Annotated in this window: 27 protein-coding genes; 20 read left to right on the top strand and 7 right to left on the bottom strand. The window is 67.4% G+C overall.

The features are described 5' to 3' along the window. The first annotated feature begins 79 nt into the window (after window positions 1–79). The 4 genes from ACIA8G_RS35190 to ACIA8G_RS35175 all read left to right on the top strand — a co-directional run bounded on the left by ACIA8G_RS35190 (window position 80) and on the right by ACIA8G_RS35175 (window position 4,777). Entirely contained in the window at window positions 80–736 is a 657-nt protein-coding gene (locus ACIA8G_RS35190) for a hypothetical protein (RefSeq protein WP_396423055.1), read from the top strand. 86 nt (window positions 737–822) lie between these two features. Next, window positions 823–3,147: a LuxR C-terminal-related transcriptional regulator gene (locus tag ACIA8G_RS35185; RefSeq protein ID WP_396423054.1), complete on the top strand. Its 2,325-nt coding sequence runs from the start codon at window positions 823–825 to the stop codon at window positions 3,145–3,147. Window positions 3,148–3,758: 611 nt separating this feature from the next. Further along, window positions 3,759–4,031, top strand: coding sequence for a hypothetical protein (locus ACIA8G_RS35180; RefSeq protein WP_396423053.1), 273 nt, complete (start codon window positions 3,759–3,761; stop codon window positions 4,029–4,031). Continuing rightward, the gene (locus ACIA8G_RS35175; RefSeq protein WP_396423052.1) at window positions 4,028–4,777 is read left to right on the top strand and encodes a hypothetical protein; all 750 of its coding nucleotides are present in this window, start codon (window positions 4,028–4,030) and stop codon (window positions 4,775–4,777) included. Before ACIA8G_RS35180 ends, ACIA8G_RS35175 begins: the two co-directional genes overlap by 4 nt. 153 nt (window positions 4,778–4,930) lie before the next feature. Here the strand turns inward: ACIA8G_RS35175 and ACIA8G_RS35170 are convergent, their stop codons facing one another. After that, entirely contained in the window at window positions 4,931–5,770 is an 840-nt protein-coding gene (locus ACIA8G_RS35170) for a methyltransferase domain-containing protein (protein ID WP_396423051.1), read from the bottom strand. Window positions 5,771–6,153: 383 nt separating this feature from the next. On the opposite strand from ACIA8G_RS35170, the gene ACIA8G_RS35165 reads away from it, so the two are divergent. After that, the gene (locus ACIA8G_RS35165) at window positions 6,154–8,640 is read left to right on the top strand and encodes a LuxR C-terminal-related transcriptional regulator (protein ID WP_396423050.1); all 2,487 of its coding nucleotides are present in this window, start codon (window positions 6,154–6,156) and stop codon (window positions 8,638–8,640) included. A 64-nt stretch (window positions 8,641–8,704) separates the two neighbouring features. On the opposite strand, the gene ACIA8G_RS35160 is transcribed toward ACIA8G_RS35165, so the two are convergent. Then, window positions 8,705–9,907 (bottom strand): cytochrome P450, encoded by a 1,203-nt coding sequence (locus ACIA8G_RS35160; RefSeq protein ID WP_396423049.1) that lies wholly within the window; start codon window positions 9,905–9,907, stop codon window positions 8,705–8,707. A gap of 480 nt (window positions 9,908–10,387) precedes the next feature. Here ACIA8G_RS35160 and ACIA8G_RS35155 point away from each other — a divergent pair, with 480 nt between their 5' ends. The 9 genes from ACIA8G_RS35155 (at window position 10,388) to ACIA8G_RS35115 (ending at window position 16,728) form a co-directional block, all read left to right on the top strand. Further along, on the top strand, window positions 10,388–11,185 hold the full coding sequence (locus ACIA8G_RS35155) for a thioesterase II family protein (protein WP_396423048.1): 798 nt from the start codon (window positions 10,388–10,390) through the stop codon (window positions 11,183–11,185). Continuing rightward, window positions 11,182–11,787, top strand: a complete 606-nt coding sequence (locus ACIA8G_RS35150; protein ID WP_396423047.1) for a GNAT family N-acetyltransferase — start codon at window positions 11,182–11,184, stop codon at window positions 11,785–11,787. Before ACIA8G_RS35155 ends, ACIA8G_RS35150 begins: the two co-directional genes overlap by 4 nt. Continuing rightward, window positions 11,784–12,185, top strand: coding sequence for a hypothetical protein (locus ACIA8G_RS35145; RefSeq protein WP_396423046.1), 402 nt, complete (start codon window positions 11,784–11,786; stop codon window positions 12,183–12,185). Before ACIA8G_RS35150 ends, ACIA8G_RS35145 begins: the two co-directional genes overlap by 4 nt. Before the next feature lie 3 nt (window positions 12,186–12,188). Further along, window positions 12,189–12,590 (top strand): SseB family protein, encoded by a 402-nt coding sequence (locus ACIA8G_RS35140; protein WP_396423045.1) that lies wholly within the window; start codon window positions 12,189–12,191, stop codon window positions 12,588–12,590. After that, the gene (locus ACIA8G_RS35135) at window positions 12,587–12,952 is read left to right on the top strand and encodes a hypothetical protein (protein WP_396423044.1); all 366 of its coding nucleotides are present in this window, start codon (window positions 12,587–12,589) and stop codon (window positions 12,950–12,952) included. The genes ACIA8G_RS35140 and ACIA8G_RS35135 overlap by 4 nt, the downstream gene beginning before the upstream one ends. Next, window positions 12,949–13,332 (top strand): hypothetical protein, encoded by a 384-nt coding sequence (locus tag ACIA8G_RS35130; RefSeq protein ID WP_396423043.1) that lies wholly within the window; start codon window positions 12,949–12,951, stop codon window positions 13,330–13,332. The genes ACIA8G_RS35135 and ACIA8G_RS35130 overlap by 4 nt, the downstream gene beginning before the upstream one ends. Beyond that, window positions 13,329–15,503 carry a putative T7SS-secreted protein gene (locus ACIA8G_RS35125; protein WP_396423042.1) on the top strand — a complete coding sequence of 725 codons (2,175 nt, stop codon included), beginning with the start codon at window positions 13,329–13,331 and terminating at the stop codon, window positions 15,501–15,503. The genes ACIA8G_RS35130 and ACIA8G_RS35125 overlap by 4 nt, the downstream gene beginning before the upstream one ends. After that, window positions 15,500–16,072, top strand: coding sequence for a type VII secretion system-associated protein (locus tag ACIA8G_RS35120; RefSeq protein ID WP_396423041.1), 573 nt, complete (start codon window positions 15,500–15,502; stop codon window positions 16,070–16,072). Before ACIA8G_RS35125 ends, ACIA8G_RS35120 begins: the two co-directional genes overlap by 4 nt. Window positions 16,073–16,353: 281 nt before the next feature. Then, the gene (locus ACIA8G_RS35115; RefSeq protein WP_396423040.1) at window positions 16,354–16,728 is read left to right on the top strand and encodes a hypothetical protein; all 375 of its coding nucleotides are present in this window, start codon (window positions 16,354–16,356) and stop codon (window positions 16,726–16,728) included. A 23-nt stretch (window positions 16,729–16,751) separates the two neighbouring features. On the opposite strand, the gene ACIA8G_RS35110 is transcribed toward ACIA8G_RS35115, so the two are convergent. Both ACIA8G_RS35110 and ACIA8G_RS35105 read right to left on the bottom strand, forming a co-directional pair. After that, window positions 16,752–17,696, bottom strand: coding sequence for a sigma-70 family RNA polymerase sigma factor (locus ACIA8G_RS35110; protein WP_396423039.1), 945 nt, complete (start codon window positions 17,694–17,696; stop codon window positions 16,752–16,754). Then, on the bottom strand, window positions 17,693–18,613 hold the full coding sequence (locus ACIA8G_RS35105) for a hypothetical protein (protein WP_396423038.1): 921 nt from the start codon (window positions 18,611–18,613) through the stop codon (window positions 17,693–17,695). Before ACIA8G_RS35105 ends, ACIA8G_RS35110 begins: the two co-directional genes overlap by 4 nt. A gap of 274 nt (window positions 18,614–18,887) precedes the next feature. Between ACIA8G_RS35105 and ACIA8G_RS35100 the strand changes: the two genes are divergently transcribed. Next, window positions 18,888–19,097 (top strand): hypothetical protein, encoded by a 210-nt coding sequence (locus ACIA8G_RS35100; RefSeq protein ID WP_396423037.1) that lies wholly within the window; start codon window positions 18,888–18,890, stop codon window positions 19,095–19,097. 345 nt (window positions 19,098–19,442) lie between these two features. Here the strand turns inward: ACIA8G_RS35100 and ACIA8G_RS35095 are convergent, their stop codons facing one another. Next, window positions 19,443–19,877 carry a hypothetical protein gene (locus ACIA8G_RS35095; protein ID WP_396423035.1) on the bottom strand — a complete coding sequence of 145 codons (435 nt, stop codon included), beginning with the start codon at window positions 19,875–19,877 and terminating at the stop codon, window positions 19,443–19,445. Window positions 19,878–20,224: 347 nt separating this feature from the next. On the opposite strand from ACIA8G_RS35095, the gene ACIA8G_RS35090 reads away from it, so the two are divergent. Together ACIA8G_RS35090 and ACIA8G_RS35085 are read left to right on the top strand one after the other, a co-directional pair. Further along, the gene (locus ACIA8G_RS35090; RefSeq protein WP_396423034.1) at window positions 20,225–20,389 is read left to right on the top strand and encodes a hypothetical protein; all 165 of its coding nucleotides are present in this window, start codon (window positions 20,225–20,227) and stop codon (window positions 20,387–20,389) included. Between the two features lie 331 nt (window positions 20,390–20,720). Continuing rightward, a complete protein-coding gene (locus ACIA8G_RS35085) occupies window positions 20,721–21,761 on the top strand; it encodes a hypothetical protein (RefSeq protein ID WP_396423033.1) in 1,041 nt (346 codons plus the stop codon). Here the strand turns inward: ACIA8G_RS35085 and ACIA8G_RS35080 are convergent. Beyond that, window positions 21,758–21,958 (bottom strand): hypothetical protein, encoded by a 201-nt coding sequence (locus tag ACIA8G_RS35080; RefSeq protein WP_396423032.1) that lies wholly within the window; start codon window positions 21,956–21,958, stop codon window positions 21,758–21,760. The genes ACIA8G_RS35085 and ACIA8G_RS35080 overlap by 4 nt on opposite strands. Window positions 21,959–22,297: 339 nt before the next feature. Here ACIA8G_RS35080 and ACIA8G_RS35075 point away from each other — a divergent pair, with 339 nt between their 5' ends. From ACIA8G_RS35075 to ACIA8G_RS35065, 3 genes are all read left to right on the top strand, one after another. After that, window positions 22,298–22,825 (top strand): RNA polymerase sigma factor, encoded by a 528-nt coding sequence (locus ACIA8G_RS35075; protein ID WP_396423031.1) that lies wholly within the window; start codon window positions 22,298–22,300, stop codon window positions 22,823–22,825. After that, window positions 22,825–23,220, top strand: a complete 396-nt coding sequence (locus tag ACIA8G_RS35070) for a hypothetical protein (RefSeq protein WP_396423030.1) — start codon at window positions 22,825–22,827, stop codon at window positions 23,218–23,220. Before ACIA8G_RS35075 ends, ACIA8G_RS35070 begins: the two co-directional genes overlap by 1 nt. A gap of 630 nt (window positions 23,221–23,850) precedes the next feature. Next, window positions 23,851–24,054 carry a hypothetical protein gene (locus tag ACIA8G_RS35065; protein WP_396423029.1) on the top strand — a complete coding sequence of 68 codons (204 nt, stop codon included), beginning with the start codon at window positions 23,851–23,853 and terminating at the stop codon, window positions 24,052–24,054. 66 nt (window positions 24,055–24,120) lie between these two features. Here the strand turns inward: ACIA8G_RS35065 and ACIA8G_RS35060 are convergent, their stop codons facing one another. Then, window positions 24,121–24,369: a hypothetical protein gene (locus ACIA8G_RS35060; protein WP_396423028.1), complete on the bottom strand. Its 249-nt coding sequence runs from the start codon at window positions 24,367–24,369 to the stop codon at window positions 24,121–24,123. Window positions 24,370–24,512 lie beyond the last annotated feature (143 nt).

Raw genomic sequence — 24,512 nt, 5'->3', positions numbered from 1 at the left:
CTGGTCCAGCACCTGCTTCAGGTGTCCGTGCCCCTCGTGAGTCGCCTGCCGTCCCGGCCTTCACGAGGGGCACGGCACGATGACACTGCAGACGGTTGACCAGCATTTCCAGGGCCAGATAGCCGGCGCGACTGAGATCGTGACGGCCCACTTCGACGAGAACGCCATCGTCGAGTCCGCCGCGATCCGGGGGCCGGTCAAAGCGGGTCCGCTGCTCGCCGACGAGGCGGCCCGGCTCGTCCGCGTGCTGCGCACGACCAGATCGTTCACCGCGGCACTGGGCGTCTACCTGGGCACCCCGTTACAGCGGGAGCCGCGGCTGCCTGACGCCCTGCGGCCGGTGTCGTGGGAGGACGCGGTGCTGCTCGACGTCGATCCCGGCGCTGAGGCCACCTACCGCGACGGTTGGTTGGTGCCGCGCATCGCAGGCCCACTGTTCCGGATGGCGGCGGTCACCGCGCTGGTGCTCGAACACCGCCTCGGCTTGAGCCTGGCCGATCGCGAAGCCCTGCGCCACGGCGAGATCCCGCTGGGCCGGCTGCTGCGCGACGCGGACCGCTCGACCCACTACGCCTACACCGTCGCCACCCGCCCTCGCGACGACCACCCCGTGGTGCACGTACAGGCCACGCTGCTGCTGGGCGGGGTGCCGGTGGCGCTGGTGCGCGAGACCGTGCTCTGGAGAGTGCTCACGCACCGAAACGGGCTTGCCAGCCTCCGCTGTACCGGCCGGTAGCCTGCGCTCACCAGCGGCGATGCGACATACGCCTCAAATGTGCGAAGTCGCCGTGAGTGTGCGCCCAATGTCGTAGCGTCACCGTCATGGCCGGACAGCAGACGCACGAGCAGCGAGCGGGCAACGTGGTGCCGCTCGCGATCGACTCGTTCTTCGGCCGCACGTCCCTGCTGGCCGGGCTGCGAGAGCGGCTCACCCAGGCGCGGGACGGGGCCAGCGAGGAACGGCTGATCACCCTGACCGGAGTAGGCGGCGCGGGCAAGACACGGCTGGCGAAAGAGCTGGCCAGGCAGCTGGCCGACGCGTTCGACGACGGCGTGTGGCTGGCGGAGTTCACGCCCGTCGACGATCCAGAGACGCTGGTGCAGACCGTGCTCGAGGCGATCGGCGTGCCCGACCAGTCGACCCGCAAGCCGCTGACCGCGCTGGTCGACTACGTGCGTGACCGGCAGATGCTGCTCGTGCTGGACAACTGCGAGCACGTCGTCACCGCGGCCGCCACTCTGGCGGCCACCCTGCTGCGCAGCGCTCCCGGGCTGACGATCGTGGCGACCAGCCGCACCCTGCTGGAGGTGTCCGGCGAGGAAGTCGTGGCGGTTCCGCCGATGCGGGTGCCCGCTCGCCCGGACGAGCCGATGCCGGCCGCACCCGAGCAGGAGTACGAGTCGGTGGCCCTGTTCGCCGCCCGCGCCCAGAGCTGCGCGCCAGGCTGGAGGATCACCGCCACGAACTGGGCGGCGGTGGTGCGGGTCCTGCAGCATCTCGACGGGATCCCACTGGCCATCGAGCTGACTACCGTGCGGTTGCGCAGCATGTCGATCGACGAGCTGGACCAGCGGATGGACGCGCTGATGCAGCTGCTCACCCGCAACAGGTTGACCGTGCTGCCGCACCACGCGACCCTGCACGCGGTGATCAGCTGGAGCCACGACCTGTGCACCCCGGCTGAGCAGCTGCTGTGGTCGCGATTGTCGGTGTTCGCCGGCCCCTTCACGCTCGCGGCCGCGGAAGCGGTGTGCTCCGGTGACGGACTGCCGCGCGAGACCGTGGTCGACGCGCTGGACCGCCTGGTGACCAGCTCTGTGGTGATGACCGGGGACTCACGGCATCGGTACTGGTTGCTGGTGCCCATGCGGCAGTACGCGGCGATGCGCAGCGACGAGCGCGGTGAGCAGACGATGCTGCGGTGCCGGCACCGCGACTACTACCGCGACGTCGCGAACCAGGCCGCCGCGGACTGCCGTGGGCCCCGCGAGGTCGACGTCTTGCAGGAGATCGGCCGGGACATGCCCAACTTCCGGGCGGTGATGGCCGCGGCACTGGTCGAGCCGGACCAGGCGCAGACCGGCCTGCAGGTCGCGATCGCGCTGGCCCGCAGCCGCTACTTCTTCTTCTCCGGCACGATGCCGGAGGGAATCCGCTGGTTGGAACGCACGTTGCAGGCGGCGCCGGATGCCGACCCGCTGCTGCGTGCCGCGGCCGGCGCGCTGGACGTGTGGATCGAGCTGTGCACCGGGCAACAGCACGACGACACCTGGGCCCACCTCGACCGGGCGGCGGCGCTGGCCGCTGGGCTCGGCGTGGAGTTCGCGCCAGTCACGCAGATCCAGGGCGTCTACCGGATCTGGGCCGAGGGCGATCCCAGCGGCATCGCGCTGCTGCACACCGCGCACCTGCAGTTCCGTGCCCTCGGGCCGGAGATGCGCCTCGACGCCTCCATGGCACTGATGCTGATGTCGATCGGTGCGGCACTGCTCGCCGACGAGCAACAAGCACGTGACATCACCGCAGCCGCCCTGCAGGAGACAGAGCGGGAGCAGTCGCCCTGGGTGATCACCTGGATGAAGTGGTCCGTGGCCATCGCGGACATGCGGTTCGGCGAGCCGGAACGCGCGGTGCAGACGCTGCTCGCGATCCTGCGCGAGCAGCGGGAGTTCGGCGACCACTGGGGCCCGATCTGGTCAATCGAGGCCCTGGCCTGGGCACACGCCCAGCTGGGCGAAGCCCGCCGGGCCGCCGTGCTGCTGGGCGCGGCGTCCGCGCTGACCGACCTCAGGGGTGTGCGGCCTGACCGGATGGTGCCCCTCGCCGACTTCCGGCGTGCCGCCGAACAGGAAGTACGGCAGATGCTGGGCACACCCGGCTACAAGGCCGCGATGTCCTTGGGGGCCCGGATCCAGACCTACGACGAGGCCGTGGCCCTGGTCGACCAGCAGGACTCCACATCCTTGACCCCTACCCAGCTCACCGTCGCCAAACTGGTGGCTCTCGGCACGAGCAACAAGGACATCGCAGACAACCTGGTGATCTCCCAGCGGACAGTCGAGTCTCACGTCTCGGCGATCCTGCGCCGCCTCGGCCTCACCAACCGCCGCGAGATCATGATCTGGGTAGCCGACCACCTGGCCTAGTAGCCGTTCGCAATCGGCCTGCTGGCCTGCGGCCGCGCACGGCACACCCGCAGCAGTGCCGGTTGATCGTGGCCTGGGAGCAGTCGGTTGCCGCCCTGGCTGCGGGTCAGGACTTGTCGCGGGAGCGCGTCGTCTTCGGTGCAGTGCTGGCGCGGTGCCTGGGTGTCGAGAAGTACGAGAACGGGACCCGAGGTGCAACTCGGGTCCCGTGTCCATGCGCGTCCGGCCTTCAGACAGCAGCGTGGTTGGCCCGGATGACCGCTAATGGCCGTGGCCCGGGCACCTCCAACTGTAGGGGTTCTACCCCGTGCCGTCAGGGGGCTGGATCAGTGTGGGACAGAGCGGACCTGCGCAAACATCTGCGTGAAGGCGTGGTGGCAGTGCTCAGAGGGGCTCTGGGGCAAAGCCGTGAGCACGACGACGATCGGCGAGATGGATCGCGTTGGTGCAGCCGAGCCCTCATGGAGACGGCCTCGGCGGGGGACCATACAGGCGTAGGCCTGCGTTCGACTCGGCCCCACGGGTGCAACCGCGGCGCAGTTGAGGCCAACACCGTTCGGCTTGTTCCTGTCTGGCCTTCACACACCTCCTCGGGAAAGCGTGGTCCCCCAATGCTCACCAAGTTGGCCCGGCCTGCCCGGGATCTGACATCGCCCAATCCGCCGTGGGTGCGGCTGGGCACCTTGATCTCCCTCGTCGTCTTCGAGCTCGCCCTGCTCTGGTCGGGCCTCACCGTCAAGGAGTCGCTGATCGTCGTCGCCTCGGTGTGCATGATCGCCGCGCTCACCAGTGTGGTGATCGGCTCGGGCAAGGGCGGCGGCATGCTCCGCAAGGTCGCCACCGGCGTCACCGCGGCCGTCCACGCGGACGAGGTGAAGTCATGAAGCCCTTCCTGCAGTTCGCCGGCAAGTTCGCCAGCAGGGTGGTGTCGACGATGTCCGTTCACAACGACGCCACCGGCATCAGCGCCGACTTAGTGCCGACGACCGGCCCGCTGGCCAGGGCTCTGACGGTACAGAGGAACTCAGAGTTCAACGCCGAGCTGGTCAACCTCGCGCGCGAGGCCGGGGTATCGATCCGCACGATCGCGGTCTTGGGCAGCAAGTCGACGGCGAACTTCTCGAACTCCACGTTGCAGCGCTACCTACGTGGCGACCGGAAGAACCAGCTGCTCCCCCACGAGTACCAGATTCGCAAGTTCACCCAGCTCGGCAAGGCCAGTCCGGCCGATGTGGAGCTGTGGGTGCACGCGTGGAGGAATCTTTCCGCGGGTCGCTTGCCGACCGGGCTGCGGCGATACCTCGTCGTCAACTTCTCGCATTTCTTCATCGACTTCAGCGAGCACGAGCCGGTGCTGCTGGAGTTGCGGTGGAAGTTGACCCGCTCGACGTTGAACTCACTGCTCGACGCGGGCATCGCGACGATGCCCACGTTGCTGGCCGTCACCGCCGTCTCGGAGATCACGGAAAACATGAAGTCCAAGGGCGCGCCGTGGGCAGCCCAGTTCGCCGTCGGCATTCTCGGTGTGTTGTCTACCTCGGCGATCTTTCTGGCTAGCAAGCAGGCTCTCCGGAAAAGACGACACCTGAAGAACAACACGGTGGCAGTGCAGACGCAGCCTGTGGGCTAGTCAGGTAACACGTTGGCCCGCCGCTCCGCTTGGAGCGACGGGCCAACGTGTTTACAGCAGAGGGTCAGGCGCCATCCCTCACGTTCAGCGTCGTCGTCTCGCCCTGCGTGCCGTTCATCGTTGCGTTCTTGAACACGTGCACGCCGGGCGCCGTCACCCAGGTTTGCGTGCGACCCATCGGCCGACGCTGAACACGCCGGCGCTGCGGGCCGCGTCGAGCACCCGCTTCCCGTCGTGAATGACCGAGCTGAGCTCGCCGTCGTAGTCTCCCCAGCCCTGGCCGTCGTCGACCGGCGTGCTGCCCCAGCACTCGACGTCGGGGTAGAGATCTTCGGCGACCTCGACGCGGAACCCGGCTTCAGAGATCATTTCCCGGTAGCTGTCCACGGTGCCCAGCCACGGGATGGAGATGACCTCCTCGACCGGGCGGATCCAGCGGGCGATCTGCTCGTCGGTCTGGTTGTCGCCGAAGGGCCGTTGGATCCAGTCGACGCCGACCAGGTGTGCGCCCGGTCGCAGGACGCGGAACGCCGCGGCGAAGAAGCTCGCCTTGTCCGGCAGGTGGCACACCGATTCGAACCAGCTGACCATGTCCAGCGACTTGTCCGGCCACGCGATCAGGTTCTTGTAGTCCTCGTCGCCGATGGTCAGGAACGCGACCTGCTCGCTCATCCCCTGCTCGGCCGCGTACCGGCGGGCCTGCGTGGACAGCCACTCGTTGTTGGAGATCCCGACGAAGTACGCCTGGCTGATCGAGGCCATGTAGATCGTCGTGCCCCCGACTCCGGAGCCGAAGTCGAGCGCGGTCTCCCCCGGCTGCAGGCCGGCGGCGGCGACCTGTTTGCGCGCCAGCGCTTTGCCCGCCTCTTCAGGGGACAGTCCCTCTTGCTCGGCCGCCAGGTCGCCGTGGTGCCAGATCGACCCCATGAGCTTGTGGTACGCCGGTCCCGCCGTGTCGTAGTACTCGCGGACCTGCGCTTCGACGCTGTTCACCAAACCCGGCCTTTCGTGTGCTCCCCAGAATTCAGACCTGTGCTGACTGTGCTGGGTGACCGCCGAGGGCCGCATCAGTGTTTCCACGGAACTGCCTCACGATCGAAGCGTGAGAGCGACCACGTCCAGGGCCACGCACGGCGGTGTGCCGCGGATTGCGCCAGGTCAGTCGTGTGCGCGGGAATCAGTGGCGATATCCGTGCTGATACGGACGCCGTCGCGGACGCGGGCCGGGAGACTCGGTCGGTCTTGAATTGAAGACAGCTGTGGGGTGGGGCCAGGGGTTCACGCGTGAGCGTCAGGGGGAGGCCGCGCCAGCCGCAGAGCAGCAGATGTGTCATGCGGACCGGCCCCGGTCGGCGTTGCAGACGGGGAGAAACGACGTGACACGCGACAAGACCGCTCTCGTTCTGGTCACCCAGAACGAACCCACTCTCCACCGGCCCGGGGGGAACGAGCCAGCCCATTCCGACAGCACGGCGCAGGGCAGCGCCGAAGCCGGCAGCCAGGCGGCGGCCGCCGACACGCACACTCCTGAACAGGCCGAACATGACGACCAGGCGGATGACGTGCCGGACGTGCGGCCGGTCCCCGGCAACCTGCAGGTCGAGATGGACACTTTCGTCGGCCGGCGCTGTGAGCTGGCCGACGGGCGGCGTCTGCTCGAGCAGACGCGCCTGCTCACGCTGACCGGGCCCGGCGGTGTCGGCAAGACCCGGCTGGCCCAGCGGCTCGCGGCCGAGGCCGCGCAGAGCGGCGCGGAGGACTGCCCGCAGGGCGTGTGGATGGTGTCGCTGGCCGAGCTCACCGAGGCCGAGCAGGTCGCCGCGCACCTGTCCGAGGTGCTGGGGTGGGCGTTCAACGGCTCGCAGCCGATCAGCCTGGAGATCCTGCTCGGGCGGCTGAGCAAGACGCGGCTGACGTTGGTGCTGGACAACTGCGAGCATCTCGCCGATCCCGTCGCCGGGCTGGTGCGCCGGATCCTGCAGACCGCTCCCGGTGTGCGGGTACTCGCGACCAGCCGCGCGCCCCTGCACGTGCCGGGCGAGAGCCTGATGTCGGTGCCGCCGTTGGAGACCGGTGGCGACGACCTGCACCCTGGCGCTCCGGACGGCCACTGCGAGGCGGTGCAGCTGCTGTTCGAGCGGGCCAAGACCGCCGGCGCCGAGTTGTGTGAGGACGACCGGCCCGACGCCAACAGGCTGTGCCAGCTGCTCGACGGCATTCCGCTGGCGATCGAGCTGGCCGCGAAACGGCTCCGCACGATCGGCATCAAGATCCTGGTCACCAAGCTGGCCGAGGACGGCCGGTTCGGGTTGCTCGCCGGCCGCCTGGCCGCGGCGATCTCCTGGTCGGTGGATCTGTGCAGCGACAGCGAGCGGCACCTGTGGGATCGGCTGGCGGTGTTCGCCGGCAGCTTCACCCTGGGGGCTGCCGAGGCGGTGTGCAGCGACGACACGATCCCGGCGGCCGACGTCGCCGAGCTGCTCATGGGGCTGGTCGACCAGTCGATGCTGGTCGCCGACATCTGTGGCGGTGAGGCCCGGTATCGGATGCTGACGCCGATGAGGTCGTTCGCCGAGCGGCAGTTGCACGTGCGGGGCGAGGAGATGCAGATCCGCACGGCGCACGCCGAGCACTACCGGATCTGGGCCGCCAGCGTGGCCAGCGCCGTGCAGAGCCCGCGTGAGATCGAGTGGCTGCGCGAGATCCGCCGGGAGATGCCGAACTTCCGCGCCGGCATGGACTGGTTCCTGACCAGCGGCCAGGCCCACCAGGCGCTGGAACTCGCGGCCGCGTTGAGCCAGTCGCGCTGGGGCTACTACTCGGGTCAGCTCGGCGAAGCACGTCTGTTCCTGGAACGCGCCCTGGACGCGCAGACCGAACCGCATCCCTTGCAGGTTCTTTCGATCACGCTGCTCGCCACCATCGGCGTGTGCCAGGGCGACCACGACATGGTCCGCTTCCGCAACGCCCAGGCCGACCGGCTCACCGCACAGCTCGGCGACACGCCCGTGCTGCGCAGCTGGGTGATGTTCAGCCAGGCCCTGCTCATGCTCTACGCCGACGCGGACCCGGCCGCGATCGAGGTCTTCGAGCAGGCCCAGCAGCTCTGGCTCGACCATGCCCCCGACGGCGCCGTCTATCCCGCGCGCAGCTTCGGCGCGATGTGCGCGGCCTATGTCGGGACGGCCGAGTACGCCGTGCGCGTCACCGATGACAGCCTCGCCCGCGCCGAGAAGACCGGTGCGCCGCTGGGCATCAACTGGGCCCGGTGGTGCCGTGGTGTCGCCGAGCTCAACCACGGTTCGCCCTACCGTGCCATCGAGTTGATCCTGCAGACGCTGACCAGCTGGGTGGAGCTGGGCGATCGCTGGGGGCCGACCTGGGCGACCGAGGCTCTGGCGTGGTGTTTCGTGCGGGTCGGCCGCTATGAGCAGGCCGCTGTGCTGATGGGCGCCGCGCGGCAGTGGCAGCAGGACAGCGTCGGCCTCATGGACGTCGGCACCGTCGAGCAGATGCACACCGCGTCCGCGACCGTCGCGCGCGCCCAGCTCGGCCGCGACGAGTTCGCGGAGGCCACGGCGCGCGGGGCGGCCATGACACGTCAGGAGATCCTCGCGTTCGCCCAAGAGCACGCGGTGGCCAGCAGTCAGCGGCCCGGCATTCCCGGCGGGCTCACCCAGCGCGAGTACAAGGTCGCCGGCCTGGTGGCCGCGGGCCTGACGAACGCCGACATCGGCAGGAAGCTGTTCGTGTCCACCCGCACCATCGACACGCAGGTCAGCTCGATCTACACCAAGCTCGACTTCCACGGGGTCGGCAGCCGCACGCGCCTGACCACCTGGTGGATCAGCGAACAGCAGTGACCTTCACCAGGGCGGGAGAACCAGCCCGCCCTGGTGAAGGCCTGCACCGCACCCGGATGTCCCGTCAGGGCGCCAGGATCACCGGCAGCTCCCTGAACCCGGACACCATGAAGGACCGCCGCCGGCGCAGCTGCTCGGCGGGGACGGCGCCCACGTAGCCGGGGAAGCGGTGCAGCAGCTGATGCAACGCGATCTCGCCTTCGATGCGCGCCAGTCCCGCGCCGATGCAGTGGTGGATGCCGTGGCCGAACGCCAGGTGCCCGGGTCCGCGGTCGAGCTGCAGTTCGTCGGGGTTGTCGAACCGCGAGGGGTCCCGGTTCGCACCGCCCAACGCGACGAGCAGGATCTCCCCGGCCGGCACCGTGACGTCGCCGAACGTGATGGCCTGCGCCGTGAACCGGGTGGTGGCGATCGCCAGCGGACTGCTCAGCCGCAGCAGTTCCTCCACCGCCTTCGGCACCAGACCCGGCTCGGCCACCAGCCGCCGACGGGTGTCGTGCTCGCGCAGCAGGAGCTCGGCGCCGCTGCCGATCAGGTTCACCGTCGTCTCGTGCCCGGCCACCACCAGCAGGATGGCGTTGTTGACGACCTCGTCCTCGGTGAGCCGGTCCTCGTTGTCGCTGGCGTGGACCAGCGCGGAGAGCAGATCGCCGCCCGGCTCGACGCGTTTGCGCTCGACCAGGTCCCGGAACAGGGCCGTCATCTGCCGGGAGGCCTCCAGGTTCTCCTGCGGCGAGGCCTCGCCCATCAGGGCCTGCGACCAGGCCCGCATCGGCTCCCAACGGTCCTGCGGGACACCAAGCAGCTCGCAGATCACGATCATGGGGAGCTTGAACGCGAACGCCTCGACCAGGTCGACCGGCTCGCCGGTCGGTAGCGCGTCGAGCAGGTCCGTGGCGATCTGCTCGATCCGCGGCCGCAGCGACTCCATCCGCTGCCGGGTGAAGTCCTTGCTCAGCAGCTTGCGCAGCCGCGTGTGATCGGGCGGATCCTGCACCAGCATGTTGTGGCTGAAGAACGCCGAGAGCTGCGCCGGCTGCCCAGCCTCGGCGAGCTTGCGTCGCATGATCTCCGAGAGCGGCTCCCACGCTTTGCGCACCCGATCATCGGTCAGCGCGACCCGCGCGTCGTCGTAGTCCGTCACGACCCACACCGGCACCCCGTTGGGCAACACCGCCGGATGCACCGGCCCGAACGGCCGAATCGACCTCACCGTTCCCACCGGGTCGGCGAAGTACTGCCTGCTGAACAACGTGTCTGTCGACACCTGCGCCTCCCACACCCATCTCGGCCACCACAACCCGCCCGCGCGGTGTGCGGCCGTCCCCAGACGCCTGCTGGCGAATTCCCCACAGCGTCGATCATTCGTACCCAAATACGCATCGGTGGTTCTGCCTAGATGCCCTACCTAAGCAGTGTGGGTGATCGGCACACCTGGTACCTAACCGGCTACCCACCGCCAACCTACTGGCGCGATTCGCAAGATCGGTACTTCTTCCGATGAATTCCCGCGCGCATTTCACCAATGCTGGACAAGCCACACACCCGCCGGGAGGGCGGACTTCGAGGGGCCCGGACAACTTCCCGAAGTAGCAGGTGGCAGCCCGTAAGGGGACACAGAGAAGGGGGTGGGGGCGAGAAAAGGAGCCCGTGGACGGCACTGCCTTGAACGGCAACGAAATACCCCTGCCACGGACCACGGGCGCTTTTCTCGCTCTCCTGCCAGTGATTTCGGGGGGCTTCATCCATGACTGCACCATCACGGGCGTATGTGCTGCGCCCGGTCGCACGGCCTCGAGCCACACACCGGCTGATCTGCGTGCCGTGGTCCGGCGCCGGTCCCGGCGTGTTCAACCGCTGGGCTCGGGAGATGCCCGGCGAGGTCGAGCTCCTCGCCGTGGTGCTGCCGCGCAGCACCGCGTGGCGCGGCGAGGACGGCGAGTTCACCGTCGACAAGATCGCCGAGCGGCTCGCCTACGACCTGACGACCCGCTACGGCGAGGTCGAGTGGCTGGGCGTGTTCGGCCACAGCCTCGGCGCGCTGATCGCCTACGACCTCGCGGCCCGGCTGCAGGGCCAGCAGGTGCGGCTGGACGGTGTGATCGTCTCCGGTTCCCGTGCCGCGCACTGCGATCCGCCGGTGCAGCTGCACGAGCTCGACGACGAGGGCCTGGCGGACGCGCTGATCGAACTCGGCGGCCTGGCCATGGATCGCCGCTACGACACCATCTTCCTGGACCGGGTGCTGCCCCGCGTGCGGGCCGACCTCATCGCCTGCGAGCGATACCGGCCGGCCGCGACGCTGCCCCGTCTCGGCCCGGCGGTGCGGTTGACCGCATGGGCGGCCAACAGTGACTGGTACGCGCCACCCGCCGCGGTGGCGCCCTGGAGCGAGCTCGCCCACCACGGCCACGCCACCGCCCGCACCTGGGCCGGCGACCACTTCTTCGTCCGCGACTTCAGCGCGGACATGGTGCTCGCGGCGCTGGGCTGGCCGCACGGCACCGTGCACCCGGACACCACCGTGCTGGAGCGTGCGGCATGACGACCACTCCCCCGCCGCTGCTCGCGCCGATCTACCTGCGCCGCTCCACCCCGAACGACGGCCCGGCGCTGCACGCGATGCTGGCCCGCTGCACCACGGACACCCTGCGCGCCCGGTTCCTTGCCACCGCTACGGTCGGCCGGGACGGCGAGCTGGCCGAGCTCGTCGAGTTGGTCGGTGACATGAGCTCGGCCACCGCGCTCGAGGTGTACGTGGACACCGTCGTGCGCGATGGCGACCACGCCACCGTGCTGGCCTGGCAGGACGGCCGCGTCTTGGCCGCCGGGTCGCTGCTGCCCACCGCCGGCGCCACGGCCGAGGTCGCGCTGCTCGTCGAAGACCTCTGGCAGGACAAGGGTTTGGGCGGCCTGTTCGCCGCGATGCTCGCCGAGGTCGCGACCGTCGGCGGCCTGGACTACCTGGTCGCCTACCTCGGTACCGGCAATGTCCGGGCCCGCGCGCTGATCCGCCGCTTCTGCCCGGACGCGCGGTTCCTGGCCCCGCAGGACGGCGTCATCGACGTCGTCATCCCCGTCGCCGCCATCAGCACCGCGGCGTGCGAGCAGCACCGGATCGACTCCACCGGGAGGTGGTCGCAGTGAGCATTCTCGAACCCGTCAACGGCCCGCGGCCGCCCGCACCCGGTGGCGCCGACCTGCGGCGCATGGCCGAACGCGAGCGCCAGGACGACGTCCGCAAGGCCGGCCTGGCCGAACAGATGGACTGGGCGGTCGTCTACGTCGCGACCCACCCGGACACCCACGACTTCGTCGTGCACACCCGCGCAGGTCAGCAGTGGGTGCACGCCTACACCGACTACACGCTGCTGCCCGACGCCCGTCACGGCTACGACGAGGTCTGGCACCGTCACCTCACCGGCGCCGAGCTGCGCCGACACATCCCCGACCACATCGGCATCGAGCTCGACCACGGGCTCCCGCACGCACGGGTCATCACCCACCCGCACGCCCGGCCGATCGCCCTCGAGGAAGCGGAGTAGCCGATGCCCGCCACCGACAATCAGACCGATCTCGCGGTCGTCCGCGAGGTCCAGGCCTACTACCACGGGCGCGGCAATCCGCAGCGGCTGCTCGCTGCCTTCCGCGCCACCGCGTTGCACGTGTGCCGCGAGATCAGCCCGCCGTCGGTGACCACCATCGATGTGCCTGGGATGGGTTCCTGGGTGCAGGTCTTCACCACCGTCGAACGGCTGACCAGCGTGGTCGGCGCCCACCACGCCTACATGACCCTGCTCGGCTCCGAGGTGCTCGACCTGCTGCTGCCGGTACTGCCCGAGGGCCTGGGCGTGATCTTGGACCCGCACTCGCGGCACATGATGACCTTCCCGCCGGTCGAGCCCATCGTCCACGCGCGGGTCCTCCAGTTCCCTGGGGGCCGGACGTGACAGCGCATCCGCCGGTCGATCCGCGGCTCACCGTGCTCTCCGGCCGCCTCGCGCGGCTGGGCGACATGACATCCGAGGCGGCGCTGCTCACCGCCGGTCTGGTCGCCATCGCCGACGAGCACGGCCTGCTGCTGCCGCGGCTGCGCCACGACATGCCGGCGTTGCCCATCAGCTCCGCGTTCCTGGCCACCAGCCAAAGCGTCGACCAACTCGTCAGCACCGCCGTGCGGCTGCTCGACGACATCCAGCAAGCACGACTGCGGCACGCCGCCGAGCATCCGCCGCGCCCCGCAGACCCCGAGACCGTCGAGCCTGAGACCGTCGCGCTTGAGCAGCGCCCGGCACCGGAGCACGTGTCATGAGCTGCGGTTACGGCGTCGACCTCGACATGCTCAAGGCCGCCGAGAAAGGCATCAAGGACTCGATCCGCGAGCTGCGCGAAGCAGGCTTTCACGGTCAGGAACGCAGCGGCCAGACCGTCGTGATGTGGAAGCTCGACGTCGACGAGTCCGGTCACCAGGTGATCACCGACGGCCTGGACGAGTTCCTCGATCGGCTCCGCTGGTGGATCCGCGGCCTGATCGGCGGCACCGAGGAGATCGTCGATGCCCTGGTGGACACCCGCACCACCTACGAGAAGGTCGAAGAGGACGTCGTCAACACGATGAAGTCGCTAGTCACGATGACCTTCGGCAACCCCATGGGAGACAAGCAGGCGCCGCCGCCGGAGGCTCCGCGATGAGCAGCTACCACGGCATCGCCGGCGACGTCGCCGAGTTCGCCGCCGCGGACAACGGCAAGGACCTGATCCCCGGAGAACCCTCCGACATCAACAGGTCGGCCACCGCCATGGCCGAGCTGGGCGCGGCGATGACCCTGGCCGGCGAAGGGCTCGGCGCGATCGACGCGTCCAGCTGGACCGGGCAGGCCGCGGACAACTTCCGTTCGCGGATGCAGGGCAAACCCAAGCAGTGGTACGACGCCGGCACCGCTCTGACCGAGATCTCCGCGGCGCTCGCCACCTACCGGCTCGTGCTCGACTCCGCCCAGGACACCGCCGGCCGCGCACTGCACATGTGGAAGGGCGCGCAGGCCGCGACGAAGACGGCGATCAGCGAGCACAACAAGCGCGTCGAGACCTACAACAAGACTGTCGACGCCGGCGGGGACCCCGGCCCCCAGCCCGTCTACTCCGACCCCGGCGAGGCCGGCCGCAAAGAAGCCGAGCAGATGCTGGAGGACGCGCGGCGCCGTGTCACCGAGGCCGGCTACGTGTGCGGGCGGGTCATCTCCGAATGGATCTCCCGCTCGCCGGCCGAACCCGACTGGTGGGACCGCCTCGGCGCGAACATCTCCGATGTCGCCGGCTACACCGTGACCGGCGGCATCGACGTCGCGGAAGGCGTCTGGGAAGGGTTGAAGGGCATCAACTCCATGGCCCGGATGTTCAACCCGTTCGACCCGTACAACCTGACGCACCCCGGCGCGCAGATGGAGAACATGTCCAAACTGGCCGAGGGCTTGTGGAAGGGCGTGCAGAACCCCGAGCAGTTCATCCAGGGCGTGCTCGACGTCGAGACCTGGAAGGACTCCCCCGGCAAAGCCCTCGGCAAGCTGCTGCCCGACATCGCACTCGGGGTGGCCACCGGTGGTAGCGGGCTCGCCGGCCGCACCGTCGCCAAGAGCACGGCTACCGCGGCGGTCGACACCGCCACCGGCGGACTGTTCGGCCTTGGGCAGGCCGGCATCGGCGGAGTCCGCAAGGTCGGCTCCATCCTCGGCCGCGACGCGTCCAACGTCGGACGGCACGTCCCCGACGGCCACCCCTCCACCGGGGAGATCGGCGGCATCGGGCCGGACTACAGACTCGACAGGTTCGACCAGATCGGGAAGTCACTCAGCGACATCGGCGGCGACCTGCGCCACCGCCTCGATGACCTGGCCGAGTGGACAGCGTCGAGGAAGCCCGACACCACCGCGACCTCCAGCGTCCCCACGACGCCGCCCCCGCCACCGGTTCGCCAGCCTCCGCAGGTCAACCGACCCACACCGCCGACGCCGCCGCGGCCGCAATCCGTCGAGCCGCCACCGCCCCCGGTAGCGCCACCGCCGGCCCTCCGGCGGGTGCAGCCACCACCCGAGCGGCCGCACACTCCCCCGCCGATCAACTCCCCTGAGCGGCTCAGCCACGACGTCGGCCAACGCATCCAACGGTCCATTGAGGACAATCTGAAGTTCAAGCAGGACATGAGGGAAGGGTTCCCCGACCGCGGGAACTCCCTCACCCACCGACTCGAACCCGACCGTCCCGAACCCCAGTCCCCGCGCCCCGCCGACCCGGCACCACCCGTCAAGACCGACCCGACGCCCGAAACACGTGGTGACGCACCAGAACAGAGCAGCCCACAGTCACCCGAGCCGCTCGAAGACCGCATGCGTCATGACGTGGACAACTCCGCCGCCGATCCCAACATCGATCTCAGCAAGATCCGTGACGGAGTTGATTGGCGAGAAACCAACGAACTTCTCTACCGTGTAGACGATCGCGACGAAAACATGGTGTGGGAGGACGGGTTCCCGCCGAAGGATCCGGAAAACGTCGACCTGGACGACTACGTAACGAACAACACCCCATCCGCCTACGTCTCCACGTCAGTAGACAAAGATATTTGGCTACACCAAGCCGACCGCAAGTATCTATACGTCATCGACGCCCCCGGCGGTATCGACGTCAACACGTCTGTTCCGCAGCACATGTACCAAGGACAAAAGGAGATCGCGATGGTGGGCGGCGTACATCGTGATAACGTCGTTGGACGCTACAAAATTGAGATCGACCCCGACACCGGCCTGCCTGAGCTGAACAGAGACTCCTGGTCGCCCAATCCTCATTACGGTAAGGTAAGTAAATGAACCAGCCGCCGCTGCCTGCGCCAGCGATCACCGCCGAGATGCGCGAATATGCGCGTAATCGCCCGGGTCAGCGCCTCTACGTGATGGACGACGAGTTCACCGACATAGACGCCGGTGTTCCTCCGTGGGGAGTTCGTGGCCTCTTTCGAATTACCGACGAGGGCGAGATTGATGCCGAGGCCTTCTCGTCTAACCCCAACTATCGCCCAGGTCCACGAGTATCCGGACTGCCGCAACCCACAAACAAACTCGAACGCGCTTTCGAGCTGACGGCAACCGGATACGGCGCCGAGAGTGACTTTCTCGAAGCTCTCGCTGAAGCAGATCTTCTGTGTGTGGTTGATCCACAGGATCACAGCAAGCTGGAAATCGTGGCTGACGCGACGGGCACGGCAACGGTAGTGGCCTTCACATCGACGGATCGACGCCCAGAAGGTGTGGCGACGATATCGATCAGTCTGCGTTCGCTCGCTCCTGCACTTCAGAACGCTCAACTGTCACTGAATCCAGGCGCCGCCCCGACGGTCACGCTGCCCGGAAACGACCTACTTCAACTTATCGCGACCTAGATCCTCTAGTGCCAACCAGCGTCGACCACGTCCGACGGAACCAGCTAACGGCGAGCTGGAGAACCCTGTCGTGTCGACGCCCGCGCGGGTGCCGCCTGGGAGCTCACCACCGACCAGACGGCATCCACCCGACAGGGCCCCGCGACCTTGGTTCCCCCAAGGGTCACGGGGCCCTGTGCGATGTTCATCAAGCACCCGACCATCTACTACGCAGCCTCAGGTCAGCGAGCCGCCGCCGTCAGTACTCGAACATGCGTGCGAACTAGGGCTAGGCTCCCGGCATGGCGAACCTGCAGAAAATCGGTGCCGGCTCGCGACCTGATGGGGTGGTGCGGTACCGAACCGATCGCGACGGCACACGGGTCGGAGTTCTCCCAGCCCGGTGCAAACGTCAGCTCCACTCGCTGCATGAGGCCGGCTACAAGGCCGTGGCGGAAGGCGGCGAACTGCGCGTCACGTGCACCGCGTGCTGGGACGAACCGAACCCGGACCACTCCTGGCACCTCACGCTCACCAAGCCGACGCCGGCGCGTGCCGAACTCGACGACGCGCCGTATGCCGGCATCACGCCTCACTTCCAGCAGACGCCAGTCCCCGCCAGAACTGAACCGCCGCAGGTGTCTCACAGACACCACCAGCAACCAGCCCCAGGTTGAGCCTCTGCCGAGGGTGTGACTAGTTAAAACTCTGCGATGTTCCGATCGGACGTCCGAGGGTTTGCCAGTCGAGAGACCTGCTTGCGCAGATTGGCTAGCGCACGATGCTGGGCGATTCGGACTGCACCAGGAGTCGATCCGACTGCTTCGGCTGTTTCCTCCGCAGAAAGTCCTACCACGACACGAAGCAGTAGCACCTCCCTTTGCTTGGGTGGAAGCAGCTTCAGAAGGCGTGCCATGTGCTCACTCAGGTCGCCGATAGTCTCGCTCAGATCACCGATATTCTCACTCGGTTCTGGCTTTCTGGTGGCATGCAGCAGTTGAGTGACATGGTGAGCGGCAATACCGTAGGCAAACGCAGTTAGTCCTTTGCCGTTCTCCAGCGAGGGTAGCGCTTCCTCAATAGTGACACAGATGATGTCGGTGACCTCGTCGACTATCGCCTCCGCGTCTGGGCCGCTCACGTCGAGAAGAACGCGGCAGTACCTGCGCACCAGCGGGCGGAGCGAGGACATGACCTTGTCCAGCGCGGCGCGATCGCCTGTGATCGCCGCGCGCACGGTGGCCTCGCGCACGGACTCTTCCTTGCGAATCGGTGCAGCGTTACTCGCTGTCTGGGCTTCATGTGCACGGCGATGTTCTGCTTCTTCTCGCTGAATACTGCGTAGCAGCACATCGTTAATAGCCTCAGGTGTAGACAGCGCACGCATGCTCTTCGCGAACGGAGTGCCAAGCGACGAGTTCTCTAGGACGTGTAGATAGTCGACGAGTTCAGGAAGCATGGGCGCCAGCTTGCGCAGCACGTCTTCTGTGCTACTTGCGCTGTGCGCAACGTCGTTGCGCAGCGCCTGAAGACTCTTTAGCACTTCCGCGCGCGCAGGATCAGGCGTGATCCGCTGTCGCAACTCCATCACCGAGTACAAGCGCATGAACAGGGCAGGAGTCAGCTCATCTGGCTTCACCGTCATGAGTTCCTCCTTTCGTCGCGCCGCCGGGCCCGTTCGTTGCGGTAACGATGTAGCCGGCCTTCGACCGCGCGCTCGGTGAGACCGGCCGCTTCACCCGCTTCAGCCTGACTCTCGTCGCCGAGGACCATCCGGACCGCGACCTCGCGCAGGTTGTCCGGCATGCCGCTCAGCGTGTCCACGACGAACTGGCGGGAGACCACCGACTCGCCGGGATCCTCCCCGTCGGTTCCGAACGGCTGTCCGCCCAGGTCATCGGCATTGAGGCCGTACCCGTGGGCATGGCGCCAGGCGTCGCGTTCGCCGCGCCACTTGCGGAACACGTTGGGGAACTCGTTGAGCGTCGCGCCGACGAAGTAAGTGGGCAGGCTGGCCCCGCCCTCCTGCGTCCAGCCGCCCTGGATCAGGGCGTGCTCGCGGAACACCGGCAGCGCCCTGGCGATGGTCTCGCCCGCCAGGCCCAGCCGCTCCTCAAGGTTCTCGGCGAGGTAGGCCCGGTCCATCGCGTTGACGGTAACCGGCCGGCCCCGCTGCATGCAGTACTCGAAGATCAGGCCCCGGCGCAGCCACGACCGCAGGATCGGCAGCGCGTACGCGACGAGCTCGGCCTCGAACACCTCGTACTTCGGGCCCGCGAACCCGGCCGCCGCGAGCTGCTCGACCAGGATCGCGTCCTTGGCGCGGCGCAGCAGGCTCACGGCCGCGGCCTCCACCTCGGCGGCTTCTTTGCCGGTGATGCGCTCGGCACGCAACAGCGCCTTCAGCGCCCCGGGAGTGAAGATCGTGGCGGCGAGGGCCGCGTCGAATGACGCGTCGGTGTCGAACGGGTTCGCAGCCTGCGCGTTCGCGGTCGAGTTGCCTGGTTGTAGGTGCGTAACAGCAGGCGGCGCCCCCGCGCCGACCCACTGCTCACCACCCACCACTGCGCACTCCCACTTCTCGCTCTACAGACGACCCGGTGACCACCGAGACGTCCCTTAAGTCCCGCCGGGACCTTCCGCAAGCTCCAGGCCCCGCCGGAACCCAAGCGACCTCTCGTAGGTCACGGAAATAGACCTACCCCACGACTTTTTTCAAGATCTTTTGCGGCCGGGTTCCGAGAAGAAAAACGTGGGGCTACCAGCGCGGACGCACCTAGACCCGGCACAGCCGGGCCTCGCTCCGGACAACCAGTTTCAGAGGAGAAGAAGGTACATGTCCCGCGACGACCCGGAGTCCTCCAACCCGCTGCTGAGCCTGCGGGCCGCAGTGATCCTGCTGCTGGCGCTGCTCACCGGCGCCGCCGCCGCGGGCCTGATCCTGCTCGCCGAGCGGACGCCGGCCGAGGCGGTCCTCGGCGGGTGCGCGGCCGCAGCGGCCGCGGTGAAGTTCTTCAGCTGGCTCGTCGGCCCGCACAAGTCCTGATCGGGGCTCTGGTGCGGACGTGCCCGCCTCGGCACCAGAGCCCGCCGACGTCGCACGCGGTCAGCGTCGAAGATGCTTCTGGTTGTTCGGGCTAAGAGCGCCTCACGCTGTCAGCGGTTGGCATTCAGCTCTCGCCACCCTGATACGGCAAACGAGTGTTTGCCGTATCAGGGTGCTTCTGTTGAGGTCAGGTGGCAGGAGACGGGCCGTCGCCGGCCTAATCGGCTGCTTCCGCAACGGGCGCGAACGAGACCACGATCGAGTGACACGAACTCCAGACGTGGATGTTGCTCACCACTTTCTTTTCTCCCAAGGGTTCGGCATGTGCTGGTGACGGCGTGGTGGTCAGGTCTGGGTGGTATCGGCCAGCCGGGCAGCGAGCTGGACGGCGGTCGGAGTCCAGGTGCCGCGCTGCACGTCCATCGCGTCGAGGCGGCGATGCGTTCCCTCATTGGAGGGCTTGAGGTAGCGCTGCAGGGTGCGCCGGTCCTCGTGGCCGGACAGGTTCATCAGGTCGGCCTCGGTCGCGCTGTCCTCGCCGGCGTGGGTGAGCCGGGAGTGCCGCAGGTCGTGCAGCTCCCACCCGCCGGTCGCGGTGTCGATGTGCCGCTCGGCGGTGCGGTAGCCCATCCGGCGGCGCCTGCTGACCGGGTCGACGTCGTTCTCGTGCACGGTGCCGTCCGCGACCCGGCGCGTGGACAGGAAGATCGGGCCGCTGGTGCGACCGGACAGCAGCTGGCCCGCTGGACATGACCGACGGGTGCCCTCTCCGCGGGACATGCGCGGTCTGCGGCGGCACGGACCGGCTGCGCCCCGCACCTACGACGGCGAGATCGGCGTCTACTGCCGCACCGTGTGCGCGGACTGCATCGTCGGAGGCCGGCGCCCGCAACTCGTCCCCGGCGTCGAGAAGCTCGCCATCGTCGCCCACTGCGACCACCTCGGCATCAGCACAGACGACATGGTCCGGCGGCACCACGACGAGGCCGAACACGACCAGTTCCTCCAGGAACCCGTGGGCCATCAAGTACCTCGACCTCCCGTACGACGCCATCGCGGCTGCCCGCGACGAAATCGCTGTCGAGATCGTCGAGCTGAAGCCGCCGCCCAGCCCCGACAAGCTGCGCGTGCGCTACGAGGGCTTCACCAGCAACCGCACGGCCGCCCAGTGGCGAAATCTGATCCACGGCAGCTCGACGTGGCGAAAGATCCTCAACGAGCGCACACCCGAACAGTGGCGGCAGCTATACGAGGACAGCGACCGCACGCCTGACCCGGATAAGGGCGCTTGATCCGCTCCGGTGTTCGGCTTCGGCAAGCCCGGTGTCGGCCGAAACTGCAGGTCACGGTCCCATGCGGCGTGTTTTGCGTTTGAGCGCACGAGGCTCACCGATAGCTGTACGAACCCGGCCTGCTGCTACGACCGCGCGGTCCCCCGGCATGCCTCACCAGCGACCTTGTAAAACCCCTGGTCAACCCAGGTGCGGAGACCATCGCGCAAGCAGGACAACCCGCCGCCCACGCGGCCACCACCCCAATAACTCCTATATACGGCGGCTGAGATGCGGTGAAACCGAACTTTGACCACCGGGTCCGGTGACACGCGTCCGAGATACTTGCAGGATGGACCAGACGGCGAAGTACCTCGAGCGCGCGAAGCAGCGCGTCCGCGAGGTACTCGACGTCGAACACGCCGTCGTCGGCGCCGAGCTGACGGCGCGCATCAGCGAGGCCGGCTTCAACAAGTCCGGCCAGAACATCGACGCCCACCACGTCACCAACGCGCTGCGCGAGCTCACCGCGGCGGGCGACATCATCCAGGTCGACCCCGAAGCGACCCGCGGCAAACACACCATCAAGACCATCCAGCCCGCCGACCAGAAGCGGCGCAAGACCGCCATCGCGCGCGCGGCCGCCCGCAAGCGACTGCTCTACGCCCGGTACCTGAGCTGGGCGAGCGGCTCGGTCCGCTACCCGCACGGACACATCGGCCCGGCAGGAGAAGAAGCCGTCCGCACCGCGATCCTCGCCTCCGGCCAGCTGCAGCCCGAACGCGCGGACTTCGGCCCGGTGAACTCCCTGCTCGGCGTCCCGCTGCCCGGCGAGCTCGACAGCGCCGGCTACCACGTGCCGAAACTGCTCGGCGTGCCGCAGCGACCGATCACCGTGATGGTCGAGGTCAAGAACGTCCGCGGCTGGATCTACCCCGGCAGCGAGGAGCTCTACCAGCTGCTGAACAAGGCGCTCGTTCTCCAGCTCGCACGGCCTGATCAGCTGATCCTGCCAGTGTTCGTGTGCAGGCGCGCCCACATCACGGCGTTCTGGATGGCGCAGCAGCTCGGCTTCATGATCGTCGACATGGAGTTGCAGTACATCGGCAACCCGGACCTCGACAAGCCCGAACACTTCGATGAGGTCCGCGTCGAGCTGCACTTCGACGACCTGCGCGTCGGCACTGGACCGAGCCTGCGCACCAAGGACCGCCTCATCAAGGTCCTCCCCGACCACGCCACGAACATGGCGCTGGCCTGGATGGAGACCGTCGCGAACGAGGAGATCGCCGAACTGATCCCGCAGCTGCGCACCGCAAGTTACTTCGAGCGCAACGAACTGATGGAGCAGCTCCGCGACGCGGTAAAACGCGCCGGGCACAAGGGCTTCTAGGTAACCAGGTCGCTTTCCGTTTCGGCCACATCCCTCTGGCGCGAGCAACGCAGGCCATCACCCTGCCGGCGTTCGCGCCGCTTGCTCTGACCAGGCAAGCCGCCGCGCTCGGCGCGAACGCTGCCGGCGCTGGGTCGCTTGACGATCTGACCATTGGCCAGGAGCCAGTGCTTGCCGCACACCGCCAGACGTCTCATGAACCGCCGACCTAGTCGTCTTCACGTGGCATTCCTGCTTTTCCTGGCGGGCGGGCTGGGCTTCTATCTGCGGCGATACCGGCTTCTGATTCCGGCCGCGAAATCTGTCTGCGCCGAAGTGGAGATCTGAGGGTCGTCGAGCGTCTTCAAGTCGAGCATGCCCCCCGGATGCTCGGCTCCTGCTCCGGCAGGTGTCTCCCCGCCCAGGAGAAAGGATCCGGTCACGATGATCTTCGATCACCGCGGCACCGGACTGAGTCCCTGGGGTCGCCAGCGCCACTGGTGGCCCCACATCAAGGGATCTCACATGATCGACCTCCACGACGAGGCCGTTCACGAATGAGACGCGAAGAGTTCGACGCATTCATCAGGGACAACTACAGCCTGCTCTTGCGCTACGGACTTTCCGCATGCAGCAGCACAGACAAGATATGCCGGGTACAGGACGCGGTACAGGACGCAATCCTGAAGCTCTACCGCACCTACCAGAACAATGGTGATCTCGACCTCACCATTGGCTACGCGTTCCTCACGGTCCGTTCGGCTCTCGTCGACTCGTATCGCAGAGACCGAAGGATGCCACTAACTGATCACGCCACGGAAGTGGACACGGTCAGAACAGAGCAGGTGGCACCAGAGGACATCGACGCCGCTATGGCGGACGATGTGCGCGCAGCAGTCGCGGAACTCTCCCTTCCTCTGCAAAGGGTGATTTTCCTGAAGTACGAACTTGGCTGGGACAACACGATGATCAGTGAAAATTTGCTGATCATCAAAGCCCAAGTCAGCCGTGATATTCACCGGGCCCACGTTCGGCTCCGTAAAAAGCTAGAACGGTGGAACCCGAAATCCGGAAGGCGGTCCTAGTGGACGTTGAACAGCTCCTAGCTGCTAACGCCGCCACTGTCGACCAGCAGATGAGGTCGATTGATCTTGACGCTGGCCTGCAGCGGGTGTTCGCGGCGCTGGATGCACTCGACGGTCCCGAACCTTCCTTTTCCCAACCGGCACGCCTGGCTGACCTTCCTGAGGTCAGCCGGGCTCCGGCCCCCCACTCGGCACAGGCTCCAGAGTGGGCGGTTCGCGAACTCAGCCTGCGAGAAAGCGAAGTCCAGGAGAAGGAGACAGCTTGGAACTGTCGGCGCATCGCTGAACTGAAAGAGGTCTTGAACAAGCCCGACGAAGCAGCTGCGTGGTGGCGCCGCGCGGCGAACGCGGGAGATCTCGACGCGCAGGACTACGTCGAGACCTACCTGAGCTAGAAGTGTCATCCCTGGGACGGGACACCAGCACGGCAGGGCCCACCACGAGATCCATGTAGCCCGAGACTAAGGACCTAGATGTAGAAGCCTAAACCAAAAGGAAATCGGAACAACGGAACAGGAAGGGAAACTGCATGTCTGCTCGACGGAGAACTCACTCCCCCGAGGGGGTGATCGCCGTACCTCTCCCACTGATCGCTGCTGTCAGATGCGTAGTCGCCTTTGTCGCAGTAGCCGCCGGAGTCCTCGCAACACCCGAGGAACCAGCTACTCGCGCTCAGCTGCTCGTTTCAGGTCACGACGATGCCGCCCGACCGTCTCGGCGCGGCTTCTTCCGAAACCGCCGACTCGCCAACGTGGAACCACTCGGAGCAATGCTACGAGTTCTACGCGGAGAGAACGGCGCCGATCACTGGTGGGACGTGAGACAGCTTCGCGCCTGCCACCCGGTGGGGGTGTAGGCGTCTATGTAAGCCTGCACCCGTACCGCTAAGCCTGAACTTAGCGCAACATCCCAGTCCCGCCCCGGCCAGTCGGCCGGGGCGGGATCCTTTCTTTCCAGATGTGGAGATCTGTGCACTCGTCGTCGTTTCACTGTCGTCAGCCAAACGACGACGAAGGGCCCACTCGATGTGGACTTGGTTCTTTATCTGTTACGCGGTGTTCCTCGCGGGGCTGATCGGGTACGCGGTGCACATCGCGTTGTCCTGCCCGGACCCCGAGCGCCGCAAGGACGCCTACCGGGTCCTGAAGCTGATTTGGATGACCGCGACCGGAAGCAGCGGCGTGGTCATGCTGGCCATCCAGCTCCACAACATGGGCCTACTGCTCTAGCCAGGACTGTGTGTCCGGCCAACACGTTGTGCTCCGGCGGCGACCACGCCGCCGGAGCCATTTCTGTCAGCGGTTGGCGCTCTCCCAGTCAGCGGTGACCTTGGCGATGTGCCTGTGCCAGTTCAACTCGCGCGCGGTGATCGACACGTGCGGATCGTCGCCGCCGAGATGCCACAGCACGTCGATCACCTGGTACGACCGCATCGGATCGAAGCCGACCAGCTCGCCGACGCGCGGCACGTGCGGAGCCTGCGCGACCTCCTCCTCGTGGCTGTCGCCGTTCTCGTCCTGCAGCCGGTAGATGATGTGGATCACGCGGTGCCCTTCGGGGTGGGGTTAGTCGTCACCAGGCGTTTCATGGGGCAGGGCCTGGTGGCTGGTTTGCGCAGGTCGCAGCCGGGAAGCCGGACTAGATCAGCGCGTAGTCGAAGTGGTCCGAGGTCGACCCTTGCGACGGA

This window comes from Lentzea sp. NPDC051213 (assembly GCF_044455585.1).
In the GTDB taxonomy this organism is placed as follows: Bacteria; Actinomycetota; Actinomycetes; order Mycobacteriales; family Pseudonocardiaceae; genus Lentzea.
The sequence above is the reverse complement of the archived record's forward strand: the minus strand, read 5'-3'. Positions and strand labels throughout refer to the sequence as shown.